This window comes from Arthrobacter sp. zg-Y238 (assembly GCF_024385525.1).
In the GTDB taxonomy this organism is placed as follows: domain Bacteria; phylum Actinomycetota; class Actinomycetes; order Actinomycetales; family Micrococcaceae; genus Arthrobacter_B; species Arthrobacter_B jinronghuae.
The window spans coordinates 77,893-101,550 of sequence record NZ_JANFLU010000004.1; the positions used below are offsets into that span (position 1 = coordinate 77,893).

Here is a 23,658-nt window from a genome sequence, read left to right on the forward strand (position 1 = left end):
GGTCCTAGAAGTAGTAGGGGAACGAGGACCAGTCCGGGTCACGTTTGGCAAGGAAGGCCTCCTTGCCCTCCACCGCCTCGTCCGTCATGTAGGCCAGCCGCGTCGCCTCGCCGGCAAAGACCTGCTGTCCGGCCAGGCCGTCGTCGGCCAGGTTGAAGGCGAACTTGAGCATCCGGATGGCCTGCGGGGACTGACGGGCAATGTCTGCGGCGTATTCCAGGGCGACCTTTTCCAGGTCTTCGTGGTCCACGGCTTCGTTGACCGCACCCATGGCGACCATGTCCTCGGCGGAGTACTCCCGGGCCAGGAAGAAGATCTCGCGGGCCTTTTTCTGGCCGATCTGCCGGGCCAGCAGAGCCGAGCCGTAGCCGGCGTCGAAGCTGCCCACGGTTGCATCGGTCTGCTTGAACTTGCCGTGCTGGCGCGAGGCGATGGTCAGGTCCGAGACCACGTGCAGGCTGTGCCCGCCGCCCGCGGCCCAGCCGTTGACGACACTGATAACCACCTTGGGCATGGTGCGCATCAGGCGCTGCACTTCCAGGATGTGCAGCCGGCCGGCGCGTGCCGGGTCGATGGTTTCCTTGGTCTCCCCCTCGGCGTACCGGTAGCCGTCGCGGCCGCGGATCCGCTGGTCCCCGCCGGAGCAGAACGAGTGCCCGCCGTCCTTGGGGGAGGGGCCGTTCCCGGTGAGCAGGACGGTTGCAACGTCGGGTGTCATCCGGGCATGGTCCATGGCCCGGTACAGTTCGTCAACGGTACCGGGGCGGAAGGCGTTGCGGACCTCCGGCCGGTTGAAGGCAATGCGCACGGTCGGCAGGTCCCGCACGACTGCGCCGTCGGCGTCGCGCTCCACCTGGCGGTGGTACGTCATGTCCTGCAGGTCCTCGAACCCGGAAACGAGACGCCACTGCTGCGGGTCGAAGATATCGGACACCTGTGCTGGAAGTTCTGTGCTCACAAACCGAGTTTATCGCCCGTGGGCAAAACCGCCGGACGGTGGGCCTTCGGTGCGGTAAGCCGCTGCCCGTGCGCCGGTGTTCCCCGCTCCGGAGGCAGTTCTCCGCTTACCCCTGTCGGGTCCGGGCGCCCTGCCCCAAGCTTGGATGTATGGCTGGCTCCGTTTCGGGGATCGATGGCCCCGCATCCGATGCAATGCTCGCTCTTGGCAGGTTCTTCACCCGGTGGGATGAAACGGGTGACGGCCGGGCCGTGTTCCGGGAAGGCGGCCGCGAGGGAGACGCCTTCTACCGGAACCGGTGGAGCCACGACAAGGTGGTGCGCTCTACCCACGGCGTGAACTGCACGGGGTCCTGTTCGTGGAAGGTGTACGTCAAGGACGGGATCATCACCTGGGAGGCACAGGAAACCGACTATCCCTCGGTGGGGCCGGATCGGCCCGAGTATGAGCCCCGCGGCTGCCCCCGCGGTGCGGCCTTTTCGTGGTACACCTATTCCCCCACCCGGGTCCGGTTCCCCTATATCCGCGGCGTGCTGCTGGAGATGTACCGGGAAGCCAGGCGGCGTACGGGAGACCCGGTGCTGGCCTGGGAGGAGATTGTCCGCGACCCGCAGCGCCGTCGTACGTACCAGCAGGCCCGCGGGAAGGGCGGGCTGGTGCGCTCCAGTTGGGCCGAAGCCCTGGAGATGACGGCCGCAGCGCACATTTCGACGATCAAGAACTACGGCCCGGACCGCTGCACGGGCTTTTCGCCGATTCCGGCCATGTCCATGGTGTCGCACGCGGCCGGAGCCCGGTTCATCAACCTCATCGGCGGGGTGATGAACAGCTTCTACGACTGGTACGCGGACCTTCCCGTGGCCAGCCCGCAGGTGTTCGGCGACCAGACGGACGTCCCCGAATCCGGAGACTGGTGGGATGCCACCTACCTGATGATGTGGGGGTCCAACATCCCGGTGACCCGCACGCCGGATGCGCACTGGATGGTGGAAGGGCGCTACCGCGGGACCAAGGTGGTCTCCGTCAGCCCGGACTATGCGGACAACACGAAGTTCGCGGACGAATGGCTGCCTGCCGCCGCCGGCTCCGACGGCGCGCTTGCCATGGCCATGGGACACGTGATTCTCAAGGAAAACTTCGTTGACCGGCGCGTGCCGTTTTTCGAGGGCTATGTGCTGCAATACACCGACCTGCCGTTCCTCGTCACGCTCGAGGAGCGGGACGACGGCACCGTGGTGCCGGGGAAGTTCCTCACCGCCGCAGACCTGGGGCGCCGCGAAGCCAAGGCCTCCGACTCCGCGTTCAAGACGGTCCTGCTGGACCGCGGCGCCGGCACCCCGGTAGTGCCCAACGGATCCGTGGGATTCCGGTACAACGAGGCCGACGCCGGCAAGTGGAACCTGGACCTGCAGGGGGTGGTGCCGGCACTGTCCATCGCGGATGCCGCTACCGTCCGGCAGGGGACCAGCCGGGTGGACCTGCCCGCCTTCACCGAGCCCGGCGGCACCGGCTCCGTCCTGCGCCGCGGCGTGCCGGTGACCACGGTGGCGGGGAAAACCGTGACCACGGTGTTCGATTTGATGCTCGCCCAGTACGGGCTCGGGCGGAACGGACTGCCGGGGGACTGGGCGGCCGGATACGACGACGCCGGCACCCCCTACACTCCGGCGTGGCAGCAGGAGATCACCAATGTGACTCCCGAAGCCGTGATCCGCACGGCCCGGGACTTCGCAGCCAACGCGGAGAAATCGAACGGCCGGTCCATGATCATCCTCGGCGCCGGCATCTGCCAGTGGTACCACGGGGACGTGACCTACCGGGCCATCCTGGCGATGCTGATGCTCTGCGGCTGCCAGGGCCGCAACGGCGGCGGGTGGGCCCACTACGTGGGCCAGGAAAAGTGCCGGCCCATCACCGGCTGGGCAGCCATGGCTTCGGCCGGGGACTGGAACCGGCCGCCGCGCTTCATGATCGGCACCGCGTTCTGGTACATGCATACCGACCAGTTCCGTTCCGACGGCTATTCCTCCGATTCGATGCAGTCGCCGTTGGCCACCGGACACCTGCGCGGGCTGCACACTGCCGATGTCATCGCGAAGTCCACCCGGATGGGCTGGATGCCTTTCTTCCCCCAGTTCGATGCAAAGAACTCCCTGGATGTTGCCGACGACGCGGCCGCAGGGGTGGCCCGGGGCGAGGCGAGCGACGAGGCGGGGTGGGTGGCGCAGCAACTCAAAGACGGGCGGCTGCGGTTCGCGGTGGAGGACGTTGACGCCCCGGAAAACTGGCCGCGGACGCTGATCCTGTGGCGGTCGAACCTGTTGGGCTCCTCGGCCAAGGGGGAGGAGTATTTCCAGAAACACCTGCTGGGCACGTTGAACAACGTTATGGGCGCGGATCACAGCGAGTCCCGGCCACGCGACGTCGTCTGGCGTGAAGACGCGCCGCAGGGCAAGCTCGATCTACTCGTCTCCGCCGACTTCCGGATGACAAGCTCCACGCTGCTGTCCGACGTCGTGTTTCCCGCTGCCACCTGGTACGAGAAATACGACCTTTCCTCCACAGACATGCACCCCTATGTGCACGCGTTCACCCCTGCGATCCCACCGCCATGGGAAGCGAAGACGGATTACGACCTGTTCCGCCTGCTCTCGGAGGAGTTCTCCCGGCAGGCCGCGACGCACCTCGGGGTGCGCAGGGACCTCGTAGCCACCGCGCTCACGCATGACACGCCCGGGGAGATCGCGCAGCCCGGCGGGCACGCCCCGGATTGGAAGGGCACGGACATCCCGGCGGTCCCGGGAAAGAACCTGCCCTCCCTCGCCGTGGTGGAGCGGGACTATACGGCCATCGCCGAGAAGTTCGCCGCCGTCGGACCGCTGGCGGACAAACTGGGATTCACCACCAAGTTCGTGAAGTACGACGTGTCCCGGCCCCTGGCGCAGCTGGCCCGCAAGCACGGCGTTTTTGACCGGGGTGCGGCGGCGGGCCGCCCGGCGGTGGACACCGATGCCCGCATGGCCGAAGCGATCCTGCTGCTTTCCGGTACCACCAACGGGGAACTGGCACTGCAGGGTTTCCGTACCCTGGAGAAACGGACCGGCACGCCGCTGGCGGATCTGGCCGAGGGCGCCGAGGACCGGCAGATCACCTTCCGGGACACCCAGGACCGGCCGACGCCGGTGCTGACCTCCCCGGAGTGGTCCGGCTCCGAGACCGGAGGCCGGCGCTATGCACCGTTCACGATCAACATCGAACGGCTCAAACCCTTCCACACGCTCACCGGTCGGATGCACTTTTTCCTCGACCATGACTGGATCCTGGACATGGGCGAGGCCCTGCCGATCTACCGGCCTCCGCTGGACATGCACCGCCTGTTCGGAGAACCGCAGCTGGGCACCCGCGGGGAGCTCTCCGTGGCAGTGCGTTACCTGACTCCGCACAACAAGTGGTCCATCCACTCCGAATACCAGGACAACCTGCTGATGCTCTCGCTGTCCCGCGGCGGAACGTCGGTATGGATGAGCCGGGAGGACGCCGCACTGATCGAGGTGTCGGACAACGAGTGGGTGGAATGCGTGTCCAACTCCGGGGTGCTGGTGGGCCGGGCCATTGTCAGCAGCCGGATGCCGGCCGGGGTCATCTACGTCTACCACGCGCAGGAACGGATCATCGACGTGCCCAAGTCCGAAGCCACCGGCCGGCGCGGCGGCATCCACAATTCCGTGACCCGGATCCTGGTCAAACCCACCCACATGATCGGCGGGTATGCCCAGCTGTCCTGGGCCTTCAACTATCTCGGTCCCACCGGCAACCAGCGGGACATTGTCTCCGTGGTGCGCAAACGTTCCCAGGAGGTGCAGTACTGATGCGGATCATGGCTCAGACAGCAATGGTGATGGCGCTGGACAAGTGCATCGGCTGCCACACCTGCTCGGTAACCTGCAAACAGGCCTGGACCAACCGGGCCGGCACCGAATACGTCTGGTTCAACAACGTGGAAACCCGGCCCGGGCAGGGGTATCCGCGCAGGTACGAGGACCAGGAGCGGTGGAAGGGCGGCTGGGAGCTGAATAGCCGCGGCAGGCTGAAGCTCAAAGCCGGCGGGAGGCTGGCCAAACTCTTCGGCATCTTTGCCAGCCCGGTCCAGCCGGAGCTGAACGACTACTACGAACCCTGGACCTACGACTACGAAAACCTGATCAACGCACCTGCCGGCAACGACTTTCCCGTGGCCAAACCCAAGTCCCTCATCACCGGCCAGGACATGAAAATCACCTGGTCGGCCAACTGGGACGACAACCTGGGCGGGTCCGAGCGGACCGGCGGGCAGGACCCCGTGCTGGAGAAAATGCGCCGGGACGCGGAGGAGAAGGTGAAGCTGGAGTTCGATTCCACCTTCATGTTCTATCTGCCGAGGATCTGCGAGCACTGCCTGAACCCCTCCTGCATGGCCTCCTGCCCGAGCGGTGCCATCTATAAGCGCGAAGAGGACGGCATTGTGCTGGTGGACCAGGACCGCTGCCGGGGCTGGCGGCAGTGCATCACCGGCTGCCCGTACAAGAAGATGTACTTCAACCACCGCTCCGGCAAGGCGGAGAAGTGCACGTTCTGCTATCCGCGCATCGAGGTAGGCATCCCCACGGTCTGCGCCGAAACGTGTGTGGGCCGGTTGCGGTACATCGGGATTTTCCTGTACGACGCCGACCGCGTCACCGAGGCCGCCTCCGTGCCCAACGAGCAGGACCTCTACGAGGCGCAGCTGGACCTGATGATGGACCCCAACGATCCGGACGTCATTGCCGGCGCACGGGCCGAAGGCATCCCGGAGGACTGGCTGGACGCCGCCCGGCGCTCGCCGGTCTACGCCCTGGCCAAGGAAATGCGGGTGGCGCTGCCGCTGCACCCCGAATACCGGACAATGCCGATGGTCTGGTATGTGCCGCCGCTGTCCCCGATCGTGGACGTGCTGAAGGAGCAGGGGCACGACGGCGAGGCAGCGGAGAATCTCTTCGGCGCCATCGAGGCCCTGCGGATTCCGGTGGAATACCTCGCCGAACTCTTTACCGCCGGAGACACCGACCTTGTCACCGCAGTGCTGCGGAAGCTTGCCGCCATGCGCGCCTACATGCGGAACATCACCCTGGGTGATGAGCCTGACGAGCGGATCGCGGCCGACGTCGGCATGACCGGCGAGCAGATCGTCGCGATGTACCGGCTGATGGCCGTTGCGAAGTACGAGGAGCGGTACGTGATTCCCGCCGCGCACGCGGAGGACGCGCACAACCTCGAGGAGATCGGCTGCTCTCTGGATGTCGAGGGCGGTCCCGGGATGGGACAGACCGGAGTCTTCGGTGAGGCCTCCGGGCGGCCGATGCCCGTGGCGGTGGAGAACTTCGAAGCCCTGCAGGCCCGGCAGCGCGGCGAGGACCCGACGGGCAACGGCAACCTGGGCGGGCGGGTGAACCTGCTCAACTGGGACGGACGGGGCTCACCGCAGGGGCTGTTCCCGGCCAACAACAACCGCGGCGCACCCGATGAGGGTGCCGGCGAGGGCCTGGGTGCCGGATACGACCAGGCCGAGGGCGACGGGCCTGCATCGGATCAAGGCAGGGCTGATAAATGAGCCTGCTGGAGAAGCTGCTCGGCAAACCCGGGAAGGGCACCCTCGCGCCCGAGCCCTACGCCGATGCCCGGCCCGGCCGCAGCCGGGTGATCCGGCAGGCGGCTGCCCTGCTGCTCGAATACCCTGACGAGCAGCTGGTGGAACTAATCCCGGGAATCCGCGCGGCCCTGGCTGAAGCCGGGGTGCCGGCAGGGGAGCTGGAACCTCTCTTCGACTGGCTGTCGTCCCGGCCGCTGCCGGATGTGCAGGCCGCCTATGTACAGGAATTCGACCTGTCCAAGCGGCACAGCCTGCACCTGACCTACTGGACCGACGGCGATACCCGCCGCCGGGGCGAGGCGCTCGCCGCCTTCAAGGAGATCTACCGCTCCCACGCCGTGCTGCCGGAAGGCACCGAGCTGCCGGACTACCTGCCCCTGGTGCTGGAATTCGCCGCGAAGGTTTCCCCGGAGGACGGGTACGAACTGCTGCAGCGCTACCGTCCGTCAGTGGAACTGCTCCGGCTGGCCCTGCGGGACGACGGCCTGCCCTACGAGGGCATCTTGACCCTGGTCTGTTCCACCCTTCCCGGAGTCTCACCCGAGACCCAGGCCTCCGTGATGCGTACGGCGGGCTACGGTCCGCCCACCGAAACCGTGGGGCTGGAGCCGTACAGCTCGCGGCTGCTGCCGGTGAGCGAAAGGAGCCACCCATGACTGCCGTAGCTGCACCGCTGGATGTGCCGCCGCCGGAGAACGTGCAGGTGGGCGTGGACGATGTCATGCTGTGGGGAGTGCTGCCCTATCTGGTGCTGGCCATCCTGGTGCTCGGCTCCATCTGGAGGTACCGGTATGACCAGTTCGGCTGGACCACCCGGTCATCCCAGCTCTACGAGTCCAGGCTGCTGCGCATTGCTTCCCCGCTCTTCCACTTCGGAATCCTGGCGGTGATTGTGGGGCATTTCGTCGGATTGGTGATTCCGAAAACCTGGATGGACGCCATCGGACTCAACGAGGACACCTACCACTTCTTCGCCCTGAGCGTGGGCATCCTGGCCGGCGTAGCCACGCTGGTGGGGATAGTGCTGTTGATTTACCGACGCCGGACCACCGGCCCGGTCTTCATGGCCACCACCCGCAATGACAAGGCGATGTACATCTTCCTGCTGGCGGCGATCCTGACCGGACTGGCGACCACGGTCTTTTCCGTTTTCGACACGAACATCGTCAACTACCGGGACACCGTGGCGCCGTGGTTCCGTTCTGTCTTCATCCTGCAGCCCGACATCACGGGAATGACGGCTGCCTCCATGTCCTTCAAGATCCACACGGTCTTCGGGCTGGTGCTCTTTGCCATCTGGCCCTTCACCCGCCTGGTCCATGCGTTTACCGCGCCCGTGCACTACCTGTTCCGGCCCTACATCGTCTACCGCTCACGGGGTCGGCGGCCGGTTACGGGGTCGAGGACGCCGCGCGGCGGCTGGGACCCCGTGGGGACACCCGACCGGGACCGTCCGGGCGGTCCTTAGGAACTGAGTTCATCTGGCGGAAGGCAGGCAGCCCATGTCCACAGCATCTTCTCCTCCGGCCGCAGGCGCAGACCTCCGGTCTGGCCAGCTACGGAACCTGATCGTGGCAACCATTGCCTCCACGGTGGGGTTCTGGGCCTGGACGATCATCGGACCGCTCTCCAGCCGCTACGCCGCAGACATGGACCTGGGCGCCGGACAAACCTCGGTCCTTGTGGCCATGCCGATTCTGGTCGGCTCGGTGGCGCGGATCCCCGTCGGCGCCCTGACGGACCGCTACGGCGGCCGGGTCATGTTCACCGTGATCCTGGGGGTGACGGCGCCGCTGGTGCTGCTCACCGGAATCGTCGGCCAGCTGGGCAACTTCCCGTTCCTGGTGGTCATCGCGTTCTTCCTGGGCATCGCCGGGACCGTCTTCGCCATCGGCATCCCCTTCTGCTCGGCCTGGTACGAACGGAGCCGGAAAGGCTTCGCCACCGGGGTATTCGGGGCCGGCATGGTGGGGACGGCCGTGTCGGCGTTCTTCACCCCGCGGCTAGTGGCCGCCGTCGGCTACATGGGCACCCACATCACCATCGCCGTCGTCGTCGCAGCCATGGCGGTGCTGAGCTGGCTGATCCTGCGCGAATCCCCGGCCTGGTCAAAACCCACGGAACCGGTGCTGCCGAAGATCACCCACGCCTTCACCCTGCGCGTCACCTGGCAGCTGTGCTTCCTGTACGGGGTGGTGTTCGGTGCGTTTGTGGCATTCTCCAATTACCTGCCCACGTATCTGGGCAATGTCTACGATTACGACGCGACTGCGGCAGGAACCCGGACCGCAGGCTTCGCCGTGGCCGCTGTTATCGCCCGCCCGATCGGCGGAACCATCGCGGACAAGGTGGGGCCGAAGCTGGTCACGCTCGCGTCCTTTGCCGGCACGGCGGTCCTGGCGGTTATTGTTGCCCTCCGTCCGGAGCAGGAGGAGGTCTACGGGACAGCGTTCATCCTGATGGCCTTGTTCCTGGGACTGGGCACCGGCGGAGTCTTCGCCTGGGTGGGCCGTGCCGCTCCGGCGCAGGACGTAGGTACCGTCGGCGGGATTATTGCCGCCGCCGGAGGGCTCGGCGGCTACTTCCCGCCCCTGGTCATGGGGGCAACCTATGACCCGGCGAACCGCAGCTATTTCGTAGGCCTCATGCTGCTTGCGGCCTTCGCCGCCGTCGCCCTGCTGCTGACCTTCACGGTGCGCAACGGCGGCCGGGTGGACACTCGCTCCGGCACCTGAGCCCTTGGCCTCCGGAGACCGGCGGGTAGAGTCGGAGCATGGGTGCAACTGAACTGATTCTGGTCCGCCACGGCGAATCCGCCGGCAATGTGGCCGCTACCCGCGCGGGCCGCGAGGGCGCCGAACGTATTGACCTTCCCTGGCGGGACCCCGACGTCCCGCTGAGCCCCGACGGCGAGCAGCAGGCCGCAGCGCTTGGCCGCTGGATTGCCGGGCTGCCCGCCGAAGAACTGCCCGATTCCGTCTGGTGCTCGCCCTACCTGCGGGCACGGCAGACGGCGGAACTGGCGGGGCTGGCCGGCCTCACGGGCGGCATGCGGGTTGATGAGCGCCTGCGGGACCGGGAACTGGGGATCCTGGACCTGCTGACCTCCGCCGGCGTCGCAGCACGTTATCCCGAGGAAGCCGAACGCCGGTCCTGGCTGGGGAAGTTCGCCTACCGTCCGCCGGGCGGCGAGTCCTGGGCCGATGTCGCCCTGCGGCTGCGTTCGGTGTTCCGGGACCTGGATGACGAGGAAGACGGCAAGCGTGTGGCAGTGGTTTGCCACGACGCCGTGATACTGCTGATCCGTTACGTCCTGGAACAGATGAGCGAGCAGGAACTGCTGGACACCGCCGCCGCCAACAGCGTGCGGAACGGCTCAGTGACCCGGCTGGTGCGCCCCACCGGCACCGGGCCCTGGAAGCTGCACACCTTCAACAGCGTGCTCCACCTGCAGGACAGTGGAGCGCCGGTAACCGAACATGCAGGAGAAACTGATGACATCCACCCCCGCTGAGCTTGTTACCCCCGCGCTGCTGCGCGGCTGGCGGCTCTCCACCGAGGCCTCCGGCAAGGAGGACCGCGGCACCGTGCTGGTGATCGGCGGAGCCCGGAGCACTCCGGGAGCGGTGATGCTGGCAGGGCTTGCCGGGCTGCGGGTCGGCGCCGGCCGCCTGACCATGGGTTTGGCGGAATCGGCGGCGATCGCCGTCGCTGTGGCGATCCCCGAATCCGGAGTGGTGGGACTGCCTGAGGAAGACGGCGGAATTGACGGCGGTGCGGCCGGAAAGCTGCTCGAATCCGATCTTTCGACGGCGTCGGCAGTGGTGATCGGCCCCGGCCTGGACGACGCCGAGCAGGCCGCGGCGCTCTTGCGGTCAGTGGTTCCGCTGCTCGGGGAAAAGACCCAGGTGGTACTGGATGCCTTTGCCCTCGGCGTGCTGCCCGGGCTGCCGGAACTTTACGACACCCTGGCCGGCCGGCTGGTCCTGACCCCGAATGGTGCCGAAATCCTGCGCCTCCTCGAGGACGAGGATGCAGACGAAGACTCCCTGGACCTGCCGAAAGCCTCCAAGGAGGTGGCACGGAAATACTCGGCGGTGGTCAGCGCGCACAACGTCATTACCGCTCCTGACGGAAGGAGCTGGGAAGTGCCGGCCGGGAACTCGGGCCTGGGTACTTCCGGGTCCGGGGATGTCCTCGCCGGTGCGGTGGGCGGATTCCTTGCCCGCGGTGCAACGCCGGAACAGGCAGCGTGCTGGGGCACGTATCTGCACGCGGTGAGCGGGGACCGGCTCTCCGCCTCGCGGGGACCGCTCAGCTTCCTGGCACGGGAACTGCTCGAAGCCATGCCTCCGGTGATCGCGGAGTTGAGCTAGCGAGGGGCTGTATCCCGGCAGAACGGCCCATATCCTGAGGTAATGACAGCGAACGAATACCGGACCGGTCCGTCGGGGCGCCCTGCGGCCCAAATCCCGTGGCTTTCCTACCGTTTCACTCGCCGTGACGCGGCGGCAGCGGGCTTCTACGTAGTGTTCCTGCTGGTCCTGAGCTTTGCGCCCGGACTCGTTATGCCTGTCCTGGTGATGCTGGTTCCGGATCCGGTTGCAGCCGCCTATGTCCTGAACCTGGCGTTTTACGGGGTTGCCGGTCTGCTGGCCTTCCTGGCGGCCCGGCCGTACGTGGTGCGGGAAACGAAGATTCTGGCAACCCGGCCGGTGCTGTCCCTTTCCCTGATTCCCGCCGGCGTCATCGCCATGCTCATTGTCACCATGATCGGGGCGCTGCTGAGCGGGCAGGTCGAAACGGCGGTAAACCAGGAAGCCGTAGAGGGATTCGTGGGGTCCGTTTCGCCCTGGCTGGTGGTGCCGCTGCTGGTGGTGCTGGCACCGTTTGTCGAGGAGTACATTTTCCGGCACCTGCTGATCGGCAAGCTCAGCCGGTACTGGAATCTCTGGGGCTGCTGCATCCTGTCGGTCCTGTTGTTCGCCTCCATCCACATTGTGGGCAAGGAATCCCTGTCCCTCCCGGTGCTGATGCCTTACCTGGCGATGGGCGTGACCCTTGTGGGCATCTACGTCTGGGCCGGAAACAACTTCATGCTTTCCTACGGTGTGCACGCCGCGAAAAACCTGCTGGGTGTCATCCTCATCTACAGCGTGCCGCCGGAGCTGCTGCAGCAGTAGCTACCGTTTCCAGCGCCCGCCGTGCCGGTTGACCGCTCCGGTAGCATCAGCACCATCCGGTCAGCAGCGGCAAGCCGGCAACAATGTGGGGGACACCCGCACTCTTCCAATGCCGCCGGTTTCGTCCGCAGGGCTGGCTCCGCCCCGGAATCCGTGCGGATCCCGAGACGGAGCGGCAACTAGGAGCCGGCTTTTTCGATCCGCTCAGTTTCCGGTGCCCGCACCAGGGAGCCGTTGCATGGAACCACCCGCTCCGGCCGGGCCAAGTAGAAAAAAGAGCTCCGGGCATCGGAATCGAATCCGCCCGGCACCATCAGGGTGGAATAACGCTGGCACCACTGCGGGGTATCGACGGCGGCCTCGAGCGCGGTGGCCACGGCCCGAACATTGTGGAACCACATCAGCTGCTGGGTCCCCTCGGACACCAGGTAGATGAGGTCCAGCTGCGGATCGGCCGTGACTTCGACGTCCGACCACTGCTCCCAGCCCTCGAGCCGGCGTCGGTGGATCCAATGGATGTTGTGGCCCGGGGCGAAGCCGCTGCAGTTGCTGAGGCCGGATTTGCTGACACTGGAAATGCTCACAGTGGGTTCCTTTACAGGTTGTCCTTGCCTGCAACGGACGAAGCAGGCCGCTTCGTCATCCGAACCACCCGCCGAACAGTGGGGTTGGTGTGGGGCCAGTCGGAGCTTTTGTGCCCGGGGAACCGGGCGGAGGCCACATCTCGTGAAGCTGAAAACTACTGTAGCTGAGGTCTCTGACATTTCGACAGAGGCTGTTCCTGGGTGCCGTTCGGGCGTTCCGGTGGGAGAGCCGGGTGTTCCGGTGGGAGTGCCGGGCGGACCGGAACGGCGGCAAGGAAAACTTCCGCTCGCTTCAGTCGCGAAAGTTATCAAAGCCGCCTAACCCGGCCCGTCCGGCGCCTAACGGGTCAGCCCGTCCAACTTGTGTATCCCACGAGATCGGGAATCGGCGCGAACGGAAGCGGGTCCGAACCGTCCACTGGCAGGAGCTTCCAGTCCCCGTCCTCCCACGTCAGGTTGTAAATACCCGAAAAGTACACTGTCTTTCCGGAGCTAGTAACTCGGGCCGCTATATCAACTGCCGCTGTCGCACCCTCGTAGCTGAGCAGCCGGAAACCGACAATATTCATTCGGGTGTGAGAGCCGTCGGAATTGCCCGTAGCTCCCAGTATGTCGCTCCTGTTTGGGGCATTGAGGGAGAGGAAGTAGTTTATGAAAGCGCCTTCGGGATCATGACTGCCCTGCACGACTGCATTGGCTGCCGTGAACAGAGCGCCCTCCGGAGAATGCTGGAAGCAGTACCGCACACCTGCATCGTTCGTCTTGGCAGGACCGTGCTTTTCCGAGGTTGGATAGGACATCATTCCTTGGTATTCCCATTCCGCAGCCGGGGCCTCCGCAATTTTTCCTGACAACACCTCTCCGTCTAGGCCACAGACACTGTCACCACCGCTCCCACCCTTGGCCTTCGCCGAGCTTTCGTCGGTCGGGGCCGCGCTGCTGGTGACGCTACTGCTGCTAGCAGGCGATGGTGGTGCGGAATTTGGCTCGGGTTCATTCCCGGACGCCTGCCACATTCCGAAAAGGACTCCCAACACCACGATTAGGGAGACCATCAGAGCTCCGACGATGAAACCAGGTCTCGTGAACCTGCTCTTTTCGCTTTCCCCCAGAGTCATGCCATTCCTTTCGTTGAGACTGATGCGGCCATGATAGGCGCACGCGGCGAAAGGACAGTGATTCCGACTCGCAGCCCGGAGCTGAAGGACGCCCCCGCCGCTGCTTGGAGCCGGAGGCGACGCACCCGCCGCCGGAGAGGCTGAAGGACGCAATCATTGTTGGGAGGCGCTGAGGCGACGCACCCGCCGCCGGAGGGGCTGGAGGAAGGCGGCTTTAATATTTCCCGCGAGCTCTGCGAGCGGGGAATTTCGTTGCCGCCGTTCCAGCCCCGCAGGGGGCGGACCCGGCGGACCCGGCGAACCGCGGACCCGGCGAACCGCGGACCCGGCGAACCGCGGACCCAGCGGACCCGGCCCAGGGACGAGACTTACCGCCAGCCGGCCCCCGGCGCCACAAGCTTCACGATGCTCTCCAGCAGATGCGCGTTGTAGTCCACGCCCAGCTGGTTCGGCACGGTCACGAGGACGGTGTCGGCTTCCTGCACCGCGGCGTCCGCGGCCAATTCGGCAGCAATAACATCGGGTTCACCGATGTAGCTCTTGCCGAACCGGGCCAAGCCGCCGTCGAGGTGGCCCACCTGGTCCCGTCCTTCGGCCTGTGCCCGCAGCCCGAAGTAGTGCCGGTCCTGCCCGGTCACCAGCGGAATGATGCTGCGGCTGACGGACACCCGCGGGGTGCCCTGGTGTCCGGCGTCGGCCCAGGCCTTCCGGTACACCGCGATCTGCTCGGCCTGGAGCTGGTCGAACGGAACCCCCGTGTCCTCGGTCAGGAGCGTGGAGCTCATCAGGTTCATGCCCTGCTCGCCGGTCCACTTGGCGGTGGCCCGGGTCCCGGACCCCCACCAGATCCGCTCCGGCAATCCGGGGGACAGCGGGTCAATGGCCATGGCGCCGGTGCTGCCGGTCATCGCCGGATCAGCCTGTGCCACTCCGGCGCCGGCAATGGCGGCTCGGAACACTTCGGTGTGCTGCCGGGCCATCTCTGCGTCGGAGGAATCCGGGCCGGGAACGTAGCCGAAGGACTCGTAACCGCGCAGGGCAGGCTCGGGGGATCCCCGGCTGATGCCGAGCTGCAGCCTGCCGCCGCTGATCAGGTCCGCCACTGCGGCATCTTCTGCCATCGCCAGCGGATTCATATAGCGCATGTCGATCACTCCCGTGCCCAGCTCGATCCGGCTGGTCCGTGCCGCCATGGCGGAGAGCATGGGGAATGGGGCGGAGAACTGCGGGGCGAAGTGGTGCACCCGCATGTACGCGCCGTCGACGCCGATTTCCTCGGCGGCGACCGTCAGTTCAATCTGCTGCAGTATTGCGTCCTGCGCGCTGGGAGTCATTGATCCCACGGCATTCCGGTAATGTCCGAAGGACAAGAACCCTATTTTCTTCATACGAACTCCAGCGCCGGAAACGTCGGCAGTATTCCCGCTCACATGCGGCACCAGCGAAAGGATGCAGGCACAGTGCATATCACCATTGTCCCGGGCTATCAGGGCTCGCCACCGGAGCAGTGGCAGAGCCGCTGGGAGGCGGACCTGCCGGACGTCACCCGCATCGCGCCGTCATCGTGGGATGAACCCGAACTGGAGGACTGGATGGCCGCGCTGGACCGGGCCGCCGGAGCCCGGAACGGGCAGACAGTCCTTGTGGCCCACAGTTTGGGCTGCCTGGCTGCGGTGGAATGGCTGCATCGCAACCCCGACGGCGCCCGCGGAGTGTTCCTGGTCAGCCCGCCGGATCCGGTTGCCGCGTCCTTTCCGGAAGTGGTCGGAACGTTCCGGAATCCGCGGATGCAGGAGCTGCCCGTGCCCGGCCTGTTGATCGCCAGCCAGAGCGATCCGTACTGCGCGCTCCCTGCCGCCCAAAGCATCGCTGCCGCCTGGAAAGTGCCCGTTATTGATGCCGGTGAACTCGCCCACATCAACGAAAAGAGCGGAGTGGGCTACTGGCAGCAGGGCCGCGACCTGCTCACGGCCTTCACCGCAGGGCTGGGGGAACCGGCCGCACTCGGATAAGAATGGGCACATGGACCTTCCAGTGATGCCTCCGGTTGCCCCGATGCTGGCCAAATCCGTCAGCGCCCTGCCCCGCGGGGACTACCTGTACGAACCCAAATGGGACGGATTCCGGTCCATCATTTTCCGGGACGGCGACGACGTCGAGATCGGCTCCCGCAACGAGAAGCCGATGACGCGGTACTTCCCCGAACTCGTCGAAGCCCTTCGGCAGAACCTGCCGGAGCGGTGCGTGCTGGACGGCGAGATAGTTATGGTGGCCCCGGACGGCAAACGGCTGGACTTCGAACTGCTGCAGCAGCGCATCCATCCCGCCGCCAGCCGGGTGGAACTGCTCGCGGAAGAAACCCCGGCCCGGTTCGTGGCGTTCGACCTGCTGGCCCTGGGTGACGTCGACTACCGGGACCGGCCGTTCTCCGAACGCCGGGAGGCCCTGGTCCAGGCGCTGAAAACGGCGCAGGCACCGGTGTCCGTCACCGCCGCCACCGACGACGCCGACCTGGCACAGGACTGGTTCGGACGCTTTGAAGGTGCAGGCCTGGACGGTGTGGTGGCCAAACCCCTCGCCGGCCCGTACGCACCGAACAAGCGCACCATGGCCAAGCTCAAGCACGAACGCACCGCCGACTGCGTGCTCGCCGGCTACCGGGTGCATAAGTCCGGCCTCGATCTGATCGGCTCCCTGCTACTCGGCCTTTACAACGACGACGGCGTGCTGGTGAACGTGGGCGCCGCAAGTTCCTTCTCGATGGACCGCCGACGCGAACTGTTCGAGGAACTCCAGCCGCTGGTCGCCGTCGAGGACGGACACCCCTGGGCCGAAGGGGAGCAGGAGAAGGGCAACCGCACCCCGCGCAACTCCGAAGGCAGCCGCTGGAGCGGGAAAAAGGACTTTTCCTTCGTGCCGCTGCGCCCGGAACGGGTGGTGGAGGTGCGCTACGACCACATGGAGGGGGAGCGGTTCCGCCATGTGGCCCAGTTTTCCCGCTGGCGGCAGGACCGCACGCCCGAATCGTGCACCTATGGGCAGCTGGAGGAGCCGGTGAAGTTCGACCTGGCGGAGGTGCTGGGGAGCTGATTTTCCGGCGGGGCTAGGCAGGGAAGGTCCGCGATGCCTAGCATTTGCTGGCAGCACTCTCCGGTCAGCGGACCCGGCGGCCGCGGACACCTGCCCAGCCAAGGAGTCGAAGATGATCCAGGATGCCGACCTTGAAACCCTCCGCAGGGTTGTCCACGGCCCGCTGAACAGTCCCGGGGGTCCGGGGTTCGCCGTCGACACTGCCGGCTTCAACCCCTCGGTGGTCCAGCGTCCCGATGCGGTGCTCGGTGCAGCCGGCGTCGAGGATGTACAGAATGCCGTCCGCTGGGCGGCTGAGCGCGGTATCCCTGTCGGGATCCAGGCGACCGGCCACGGTGCCGCGGCCGCGATGGACGAGGGCCTGCTGATCAACACGTCCCGGCTGCAGGACCTGGCGGTGGACCCCGACGCCGGCACGGTCACCGTGGGCGCCGGCGTCCGCTGGCGCGCGGTGCTGGAGGAGACCGTGCTGCTGGGGCTTACAGGCCCGCACGGCTCCTCCGGAACCGTGGGAGTGACAGGCTACGCATCCGGCGGAGGGCTGCCGCTGATGGGCCGGGCACTGGGATTCGCCAGCGACCATGTGCAGGCCATGGATGTTGTCACTCCCGACGGCAGTCTGAGGCACCTCGAAGCAGGCAGCGCCGAAGATGCCGGATTGTTCGCGGCGCTGCGCGGCGGCAAGGGCAATTTCGGCGTCATCACGTCCATGACGCTTGGTCTGACTCCGTTCCGGGAGTTTTACGGCGGCGGCATTATGTACCCGGAAGATGCCGGCACAGAGGTCCTCGCTGCGTTCCGCGCCTGGACACCCCAGCTGCCGACGGATGTTTCAGCGTCCCTGGCCTTCCTGCACCTGCCGGACGTCCCGTTCCTGCCCGAGGAACTGCGCGGTACCTCGCCGGTGCACCTGCGGTTCGCGGTGTTCGGCAGCCGGGAAGAGGGCGACACTCTGCTGGAACCCATGCGGCATGTATCCGCGCCCTTCATGGATACCGCCGGACCGATGGACTACGGGGCAGTGGGAAGCATCCACATGGATCCGGACGAACCGGTGCCCAGCCTGGACCGCGGAACCCTGCTGGCCGAGTTGCCCGATGAACTGGCGGCGGGTTTGCTGGGCCAGGTGGGGCCGGGATCGCATACTCCGCTGATGATGACGGAACTCCGGTTGATGGGCGGATCACTGGCCCTGGATCCTCCGTTCGAGGATGCGGTGTCCGGCCGGGAGGCAGGCTTCAACCTCTACTCCGTGGGACTCAACGTTCCGCCGGCTGCGGACGCCACAGCAGCGGCCCTGGATCGGCTCGACGTCGTCGTCGGCCCCTACGTTGCGGGTGCGCTGGTCAACCTCCGCGGACCGGCACGCACGGAGGCAGGTGCCCAGCCTGCATGGGATGCGGAAGTTTTCGCGCGGCTGCAGGCAACCAAGGCCGCCTACGATCCGCAGAACCTCTTCCGGTTCGGCCACGCGGTTCCGCTGCCGGTCTCCTGACAGCGGCTTCCGAAGCCCGGGCCGCCGGCGGAGGCAAGGCGGGGAGGGCTGCCAACGCTGCGCCTAGCGCCGTCCTCTGCAGCCGACCCCGAACTCGCTGCCTGCGTCCTCGAGGATGGCCGCGGTGTAGCCCTCCCTGTAACCCGTTTCCGTGGGGTGCAGGTCCAACGGGCCGCCCTCGAAGATGATCCAGGGATCGGCGGAACCGACACCGTGCCCGGCGAACTCGTCCACGACGTCCACGAACACCCCGCTGTCCGGGACCTGATCCGCGATGACCGCGTTCAAGGCGTCGGTTCCCTCGTTCAGGAGAGTCTGCGCCTCGGTACTGATCGGTCCGGGGGTTCCGGCTTCAAACAGGTACGGATACCCGGTCACCACCAGGGTTGCCCTCGGAGCCAGTCCCGTGATCCGGGCAAACTCCGCTGCCAGCTGCGGTGCCAGGACGGTCTGTGCATAGGCGACAGCGGAGTCGATGGCCGGGGCACAGGTGGCCGGCAGCTGCGGCCCGGCACAGGCGAGTATCACGGAAGCGAACCGGAGGTCATCGCCGCCGATGGTCACCGTGACGGTGTCCGTCCTTCGATTCAGCAGACCCCGGGCAGCGGCGTCGTCGATCTGCTCGGGAAGGTCCACCGGAGCGTCGAGCGGGGTGGTGAGGGCAGTGGCGCCCGAACAGGTGACATTACCGTCCAGCTCCACCCGGTCCAGGGCGTCCAGAAGCGCGGGGTAGCCCTGCGCGGTGCGGCGGCACGCATCCAGCTCGGGTCCGCCGCCGACGCCGGAGGCATAGGAGTCGCCGAACGCGACGTAGTCGACACTGCGGTTCCCCTGACCGTGCCCGCCGTACCCGCCTCCATGCCCGTGCCCGCCGCCGTACCCGCCTCCATGCCCGTGCCCGCCGCGGGAATCGGATCCATGGGCGCCGCCGGCAGTGGCCGGGGCAGTGCCTCCGGCCAGAAGGGCGACGGTGGTCAGGGCCAGGACAGCCAGACGTCGGAACAGCAACGGTTTGGGGCTCATCATCGTGCTCCTTAGCGGGGGTATTGCAAACGTTCGAGGGCAGAAGTTTGGCGCAGGGAGGGGCCAGCGGCAACAGCAGTACGCCGTTGCGGCACCGCGGCAGTATTAAAAGTCCAACCGGTGTGGACCGGACCACTTTCGGCTAGGCTGGCGATATACCGACCGCATGGTCAGTAATCCGGCGGCAAGGATGCCTGCAGGAGAGCGGCTGCGGTTTCTTCCCGTCTCGAAAGGCACCGAAATGACGGCAACTGCCATCGACGTCGAAACCGTTCCCAGCTACGTCCGGGGTGCCTGGTGGACTCCGGATCCCGCCGGGGCACGCGGCACCGAAGTGCACGATGCCAGCACCGGTGAGCTGTTGGCACTGGTCAGCAGCGAGGGTCTGGATACCGCCGGCGCCGTTGACTATGCCCGAACCGTAGGGCAGGCAGAACTGGGGAAATCCACCTTCCACCAGCGGGCCCTGCTCCTCAAGGAACTCGCAATGCACCTCAATGCGCAGCGTGAGGAGCTTTACGCCGTCTCCGCGCGGAGCGGCGCCACGCGGACCGACTCGCTGGTGGACATTGACGGCGGGATCGGGGTCCTGTTTGCCTACGGTTCCAAGGGCCGCCGGGAACTGCCGAACTCCTCCGTGATCGTCGACGGCGCCGTGGAGCAGCTCGCCAAGGACGGTTCGTTTCTGGGTGAGCACATCTATAGCCGGATCCCGGGCGTTGCCGTGCAGATCAACGCCTTCAACTTCCCGGTCTGGGGCATGCTGGAAAAACTGGCTCCGGCGTTCCTCGCCGGAGTGCCGAGCATCGTCAAGCCCGCCACCCCCACGGGGTACATCACGGCGGCTGCCATGCGGATGATCGTGGACTCGGGCATCCTTCCGGCCGGATCCGTCCAGCTGATCTCCGGCTCCGCACGGGACCTCCCGGACCACCTCGACTACCGGGACATGGTCTCCTTCACCGGCTCGGCGTCCACCGCCGAACGCCTGCGCGCCCATCCGCAGATCGCCGTCGGCGGCGTCCGCTTCACCGCGGAAACGGATTCGCTGAACGCGGCACTCCTTGGTCCGGACGCCGTTCCGGGCACCCCCGAGTTCGACGCCTTCATCCGCTCGCTGGTCACCGAAATCACCGCCAAGGCCGGCCAGAAATGCACCGCCATCCGCCGCGCCATTGTTCCGGCCGGGCTGGTCAATGACGTGGTTTCCGCCGCCGGGGAGCGCATCCGCGGGCGCGTAGTCCTGGGCGATCCGCACGCCGAAAACGTGACAATGGGTGCCCTGGCCTCCCGGGAGCAGCTCGACGGCGTCCGGGAGGCAGTGCAGCGGATGCTGGCGGCCGGCGCGCAGCTGGCGCTGGGATCGCTGGACGCCCCCGACGTCGTACGCGCCGACGGAAGCGAGGGAACCGCGCCGGACGGCGCCTTTATGGAACCGCTGCTGCTGACCTGGCCGGACAGTGACGCGGATGCCCTGCACAATATCGAAGCGTTCGGGCCTGTGGCCTCGGTGGTGGGCTACACCGACGTCGCCGACGCCGTCCGGCTGGCCGCGCGGGGCGGAGGGTCGCTGGTGGCAACCGTCTGTACCAATGACCCGGAGGTGGCCCGCGAAATGCTGACCGGCATCGCCGGACACCACGGGCGGGTGTTGTTCCTGAACCGCGAAGACGCCCGGAGCTCCACGGGGCACGGTTCGCCGGTGCCCCACCTGGTACACGGCGGGCCGGGCCGTGCCGGCGGCGGCGAGGAGCTGGGCGGCATCCGCGCGGTGCGGCACTACATGCAGCGCACCGCAGTGCAGGGTTCGCCCAACATGCTCACCAGCCTCACCGGTATCTGGCATCCGGGGGCGGACCGCCGGTTCGACGCCGGACATCCGTTCCGTAAGCCGCTCAGTGAGCTGCGGGTGGGCGACGCCGTGCGGTCCGACCTGCGCGAAGTCACCCTCGAGGACATTGCCGCCTTTGCGGAAACCACGGGGGACACGTTCTACGCCCACACGGACGCTGCAGCGGCGGAAGCGAATCCGTTCTTCCCCGGCATCGTGGCGCACGGCTACCTGCTGCTGTCCTGGGGCGCGGGCCTGTTCGTGGATCCCGCACCGGGTCCGGTGCTGGCCAACTACGGGCTGGAAAACCTGCGGTTCCTCACGCCGGTGGCCGCGGGGGACTCCATCCGCGTCACGCTGACCGCCAAGAAGATCACGCCGCGTGAAACTGACGAGTACGGCGAGGTGGCATGGGATGCCGTGCTGACCAACCAGAATGACGAGCTGGTGGCCACCTACGACGTGCTGACCCTGGTGGAGAAGTAAGTCCCTCGCGGGGGTCGGGCTAGGTATTCCGTTTTCGGTAGGCCTGCATCTTGCTGCGGGCGCCGCAGATCTCCATGGCGCACCAGGTTCCGCCGCGGTTGCGTGAACTATCGAAGAAGACCCAGCGGCAGACGTCCCGCCGGCACGCTTTCAGGCGCTGCAGCTGGGCCGGATCGGCATGGACCAGGACGGCTCCGATGCGGGCGAGTGCCGTGCGCACGGGAGGCTGAGGCACCGGCTCGACGCGCGGAACCCCTCCGGAGACCGCGACCCGAACGGGAAGCTGCTTCAGCGCACGGTCGAGGCGCTGCAGGCCGTTGACGACGTCGGGTGCTGGAGCGCCGTGCGGGTGCCCGCCGTCGTCGTCCGCGCCTTCCGTGTGGCCGCCGTCGTGGTCCGAACCCTCGCTGTGCCCGCCGTCGTGGTGCGTGAGGAAGAGGGAGCGCAGCCCCTCCCGTAGGTCGAGCGCCAAGGCCAGATCGGCGGCCGTAGCCGGGGTGCCTGCCTCGACCAGCCCGTAGCTGGCCAGCCAGTCCGCCAGATCAACAGGGTTGCCCAGGGCGTCCTCCCCGGCCTCCCGGTCAGCGGTATTGACGAAGACCTGGAGGAGCCGCAGGGGAGCAGGGGCCGGTGCGCGCCCGCCCGGCTCCGGGTATCCGCTGTCCGAGGGGATTCGCCCTTCAAGAGTGTTACCGCTCATAGTCGATTGCCGGTAACGTATGCCGGAGCAGCGGAAGAGGACAAACCGACGGGGGACCCAGCTATGCACGCATCAGCTCGCTTGAGGGCTTCTGGGCGTCGCGACGGCCTGGCGCGATTCCGCGCCGCAGCGAGTCTCCGTATCCGGCACATGCCTTCATTATTGCCCTTCACGTCCGCAGGCGCCGTGCAGCCGGAGGCCGCGGCGTGAAGGACCCAAGCTGGGTGCTGCTGCGCACCGACCGCAGCTTCCGCCGTTACTGGCTGGGGCAGGGCGCTGCCAGTGCCGGGGCCCAGGTCACCGGCATCGCGATCCCGCTGGTCACCGCCATCGCCCTCGATGCCGGTCCGGCGGCGGTCAGTATTGTCGCTGCAGCCGGCACCCTGCCGTACCTGCTGTTCTCGCTGGTGGCCGGCCATCTCCTGCAGGGGAGGGACCAGCGGCGCTCCATGGTGGCGGCCGATATTGCCCAATGCGTGATCCTGGCACAGATTCCCCTGGCCTGGGCAGGGGGATGGCTCAGCGTCCCCCTGCTGGCAGCAGTCACGTTCCTCAGCGGCTGTTGCGCCCTGATCTTCGGGTTATCGGCCTTCGCCTTTGTCCCCGCCCTCGTTGTGGATCAGGACCTCGCGCCGGCCAACCGTGCCGTCCAAGCCACTCGAACCGTTACGGAAATCAGCGGCCCCGGGTTGGCCGGCCTGCTGGTCTCGGCGGTGGGTGCTCCCGGCGCCTTGATCGCCACCATGCTTGGACATCTGGCTTCGGCTGTAGGAGTGGCTTCGAGCCGCCCCCGGAAACAGCGTTCCGTTGCGGCGGCTCCCGCATCGGGGGCATCGATGCCTGCGGGGGAGGAAAGCCGGAACGCGGTTCCGGGCTCAGTCCAGCAGAAGCGGCCCACGCTCCTCACCGGACTGCGGATCCTGTTCGGTGACCGCCATCTGCGCGCCTTGACCGTCCATGCGGCCACCTATAACGCGGCCGAACAGATCCTGATGCTGAACCTGATTCTCTGGGCGGTGCAGCAGCAGGACGTCGGTGTTGGTGCGTACGGCCTGGCGCTGGCCGGAGCCGGTGTCGGCGGCCTTCTCGGCACCCTGACAGCGCTCCGCCTGGCCGACAAAGCAGGCCTGGGTCCGGCCTTCGCCGTTTCGCTGGTGCTGTCCTGCGCGGTGCCGCTGCTGCTGCCGGTCTGGCCGGTCACCGGGTGGACTCTGGCAGCTGTCATTGCTGCGGTCATGCTGCTGCGGGGCATCGGGGAGGGCAACGCCAATATCTACTCCCTGACGATGCGTCAGCAGTTGATACCCAGGGATGAACTCACGCGGTCCGCCGGCGCCTATACCCAGGTGATGTACGGCTCGATTCCGCTGGGCGCCCTGCTTGCCGGCGTCGTCGGCGAAACGCTGGGGATCCGTGCCGGCGTCCTGATCGGCGCCGTCGGGCTGGTGCTCTCTGCCCTGCCGATGCTCACCCCGGCTTTCCTGCGGCTCCGCACCATCCCCGCGGTGGCCGCGGCTTAACGCAT

The 23,658-nt window shown here is 66.9% G+C and carries 19 protein-coding genes and 1 riboswitch; of the genes, 13 read left to right on the top strand and 6 right to left on the bottom strand.

All coding sequences use genetic code 11. From position 1 onward, the window contains the following. Nucleotides 1-4: 4 nt before the first annotated feature. Nucleotides 5-958 (bottom strand): 1,4-dihydroxy-2-naphthoyl-CoA synthase, encoded by a 954-nt coding sequence (locus NNX38_RS04045; protein WP_255796864.1) that lies wholly within the window; start codon nt 956-958, stop codon nt 5-7. 149 nt (nt 959-1,107) lie between these two features. Between NNX38_RS04045 and NNX38_RS04050 the strand changes: the two genes are divergently transcribed. The 8 genes from NNX38_RS04050 to NNX38_RS04085 are packed head-to-tail and all read left to right on the top strand — an operon-like array spanning nt 1,108 to nt 11,806. Beyond that, nucleotides 1,108-4,827: a nitrate reductase subunit alpha gene (locus tag NNX38_RS04050; RefSeq protein WP_255796865.1), complete on the top strand. Its 3,720-nt coding sequence runs from the start codon at nt 1,108-1,110 to the stop codon at nt 4,825-4,827. Continuing rightward, nucleotides 4,827-6,584: a nitrate reductase subunit beta gene (gene narH, locus NNX38_RS04055; RefSeq protein ID WP_255796866.1), complete on the top strand. Its 1,758-nt coding sequence runs from the start codon at nt 4,827-4,829 to the stop codon at nt 6,582-6,584. The genes NNX38_RS04050 and narH overlap by 1 nt, the downstream gene beginning before the upstream one ends. Continuing rightward, nucleotides 6,581-7,279, top strand: coding sequence for a nitrate reductase molybdenum cofactor assembly chaperone (gene narJ, locus NNX38_RS04060; protein ID WP_255796867.1), 699 nt, complete (start codon nt 6,581-6,583; stop codon nt 7,277-7,279). Before narH ends, narJ begins: the two co-directional genes overlap by 4 nt. Further along, the gene (gene narI, locus NNX38_RS04065; protein ID WP_255796868.1) at nt 7,276-8,091 is read left to right on the top strand and encodes a respiratory nitrate reductase subunit gamma; all 816 of its coding nucleotides are present in this window, start codon (nt 7,276-7,278) and stop codon (nt 8,089-8,091) included. Before narJ ends, narI begins: the two co-directional genes overlap by 4 nt. A 34-nt stretch (nt 8,092-8,125) precedes the next feature. Continuing rightward, the gene (locus NNX38_RS04070) at nt 8,126-9,358 is read left to right on the top strand and encodes an MFS transporter (protein WP_255796869.1); all 1,233 of its coding nucleotides are present in this window, start codon (nt 8,126-8,128) and stop codon (nt 9,356-9,358) included. Between the two features lie 38 nt (nt 9,359-9,396). After that, the gene (locus NNX38_RS04075; RefSeq protein ID WP_255796870.1) at nt 9,397-10,137 is read left to right on the top strand and encodes a histidine phosphatase family protein; all 741 of its coding nucleotides are present in this window, start codon (nt 9,397-9,399) and stop codon (nt 10,135-10,137) included. Further along, entirely contained in the window at nt 10,118-10,999 is an 882-nt protein-coding gene (locus NNX38_RS04080) for an NAD(P)H-hydrate dehydratase (protein WP_255796871.1), read from the top strand. Before NNX38_RS04075 ends, NNX38_RS04080 begins: the two co-directional genes overlap by 20 nt. 42 nt (nt 11,000-11,041) lie before the next feature. Further along, entirely contained in the window at nt 11,042-11,806 is a 765-nt protein-coding gene (locus NNX38_RS04085; protein ID WP_255796872.1) for a CPBP family intramembrane glutamic endopeptidase, read from the top strand. A 179-nt stretch (nt 11,807-11,985) separates the two neighbouring features. Here NNX38_RS04085 and NNX38_RS04090 read toward each other — a convergent pair whose 3' ends face one another. The 3 genes from NNX38_RS04090 to NNX38_RS04100 all read right to left on the bottom strand — a co-directional run bounded on the left by NNX38_RS04090 (nt 11,986) and on the right by NNX38_RS04100 (nt 14,896). Further along, nucleotides 11,986-12,390 carry a hypothetical protein gene (locus tag NNX38_RS04090; protein WP_255796873.1) on the bottom strand — a complete coding sequence of 135 codons (405 nt, stop codon included), beginning with the start codon at nt 12,388-12,390 and terminating at the stop codon, nt 11,986-11,988. A 15-nt stretch (nt 12,391-12,405) separates the two neighbouring features. Further along, nucleotides 12,406-12,538: riboswitch (SAM riboswitch) on the bottom strand. A 199-nt stretch (nt 12,539-12,737) separates the two neighbouring features. Next, nucleotides 12,738-13,508 carry a hypothetical protein gene (locus NNX38_RS04095; RefSeq protein WP_255796874.1) on the bottom strand — a complete coding sequence of 257 codons (771 nt, stop codon included), beginning with the start codon at nt 13,506-13,508 and terminating at the stop codon, nt 12,738-12,740. Between the two features lie 368 nt (nt 13,509-13,876). Further along, nucleotides 13,877-14,896: an LLM class flavin-dependent oxidoreductase gene (locus NNX38_RS04100; RefSeq protein ID WP_255796875.1), complete on the bottom strand. Its 1,020-nt coding sequence runs from the start codon at nt 14,894-14,896 to the stop codon at nt 13,877-13,879. A gap of 72 nt (nt 14,897-14,968) precedes the next feature. Here NNX38_RS04100 and NNX38_RS04105 point away from each other — a divergent pair, with 72 nt between their 5' ends. The 3 genes from NNX38_RS04105 to NNX38_RS04115 all read left to right on the top strand — a co-directional run bounded on the left by NNX38_RS04105 (nt 14,969) and on the right by NNX38_RS04115 (nt 18,093). Beyond that, the gene (locus tag NNX38_RS04105; RefSeq protein WP_255796876.1) at nt 14,969-15,520 is read left to right on the top strand and encodes an alpha/beta hydrolase; all 552 of its coding nucleotides are present in this window, start codon (nt 14,969-14,971) and stop codon (nt 15,518-15,520) included. 10 nt (nt 15,521-15,530) lie between these two features. Beyond that, nucleotides 15,531-16,598 (top strand): ATP-dependent DNA ligase, encoded by a 1,068-nt coding sequence (locus tag NNX38_RS04110; RefSeq protein WP_255796877.1) that lies wholly within the window; start codon nt 15,531-15,533, stop codon nt 16,596-16,598. 112 nt (nt 16,599-16,710) lie between these two features. After that, the gene (locus NNX38_RS04115; protein ID WP_255796878.1) at nt 16,711-18,093 is read left to right on the top strand and encodes an FAD-binding oxidoreductase; all 1,383 of its coding nucleotides are present in this window, start codon (nt 16,711-16,713) and stop codon (nt 18,091-18,093) included. A 63-nt stretch (nt 18,094-18,156) separates the two neighbouring features. Here NNX38_RS04115 and NNX38_RS04120 read toward each other — a convergent pair whose 3' ends face one another. Then, nucleotides 18,157-19,116 carry an SGNH/GDSL hydrolase family protein gene (locus NNX38_RS04120; protein ID WP_255796879.1) on the bottom strand — a complete coding sequence of 320 codons (960 nt, stop codon included), beginning with the start codon at nt 19,114-19,116 and terminating at the stop codon, nt 18,157-18,159. Between the two features lie 241 nt (nt 19,117-19,357). Here NNX38_RS04120 and paaZ point away from each other — a divergent pair, with 241 nt between their 5' ends. Continuing rightward, nucleotides 19,358-21,433, top strand: a complete 2,076-nt coding sequence (paaZ, locus tag NNX38_RS04125) for a phenylacetic acid degradation bifunctional protein PaaZ (RefSeq protein ID WP_255796880.1) — start codon at nt 19,358-19,360, stop codon at nt 21,431-21,433. Between the two features lie 19 nt (nt 21,434-21,452). On the opposite strand, the gene NNX38_RS04130 is transcribed toward paaZ, so the two are convergent. Next, the gene (locus tag NNX38_RS04130; protein WP_255796881.1) at nt 21,453-22,133 is read right to left on the bottom strand and encodes a CGNR zinc finger domain-containing protein; all 681 of its coding nucleotides are present in this window, start codon (nt 22,131-22,133) and stop codon (nt 21,453-21,455) included. A gap of 206 nt (nt 22,134-22,339) precedes the next feature. On the opposite strand from NNX38_RS04130, the gene NNX38_RS04135 reads away from it, so the two are divergent. Beyond that, nucleotides 22,340-23,653, top strand: a complete 1,314-nt coding sequence (locus NNX38_RS04135; RefSeq protein WP_255796882.1) for an MFS transporter — start codon at nt 22,340-22,342, stop codon at nt 23,651-23,653. Nucleotides 23,654-23,658: the final 5 nt, after the last annotated feature.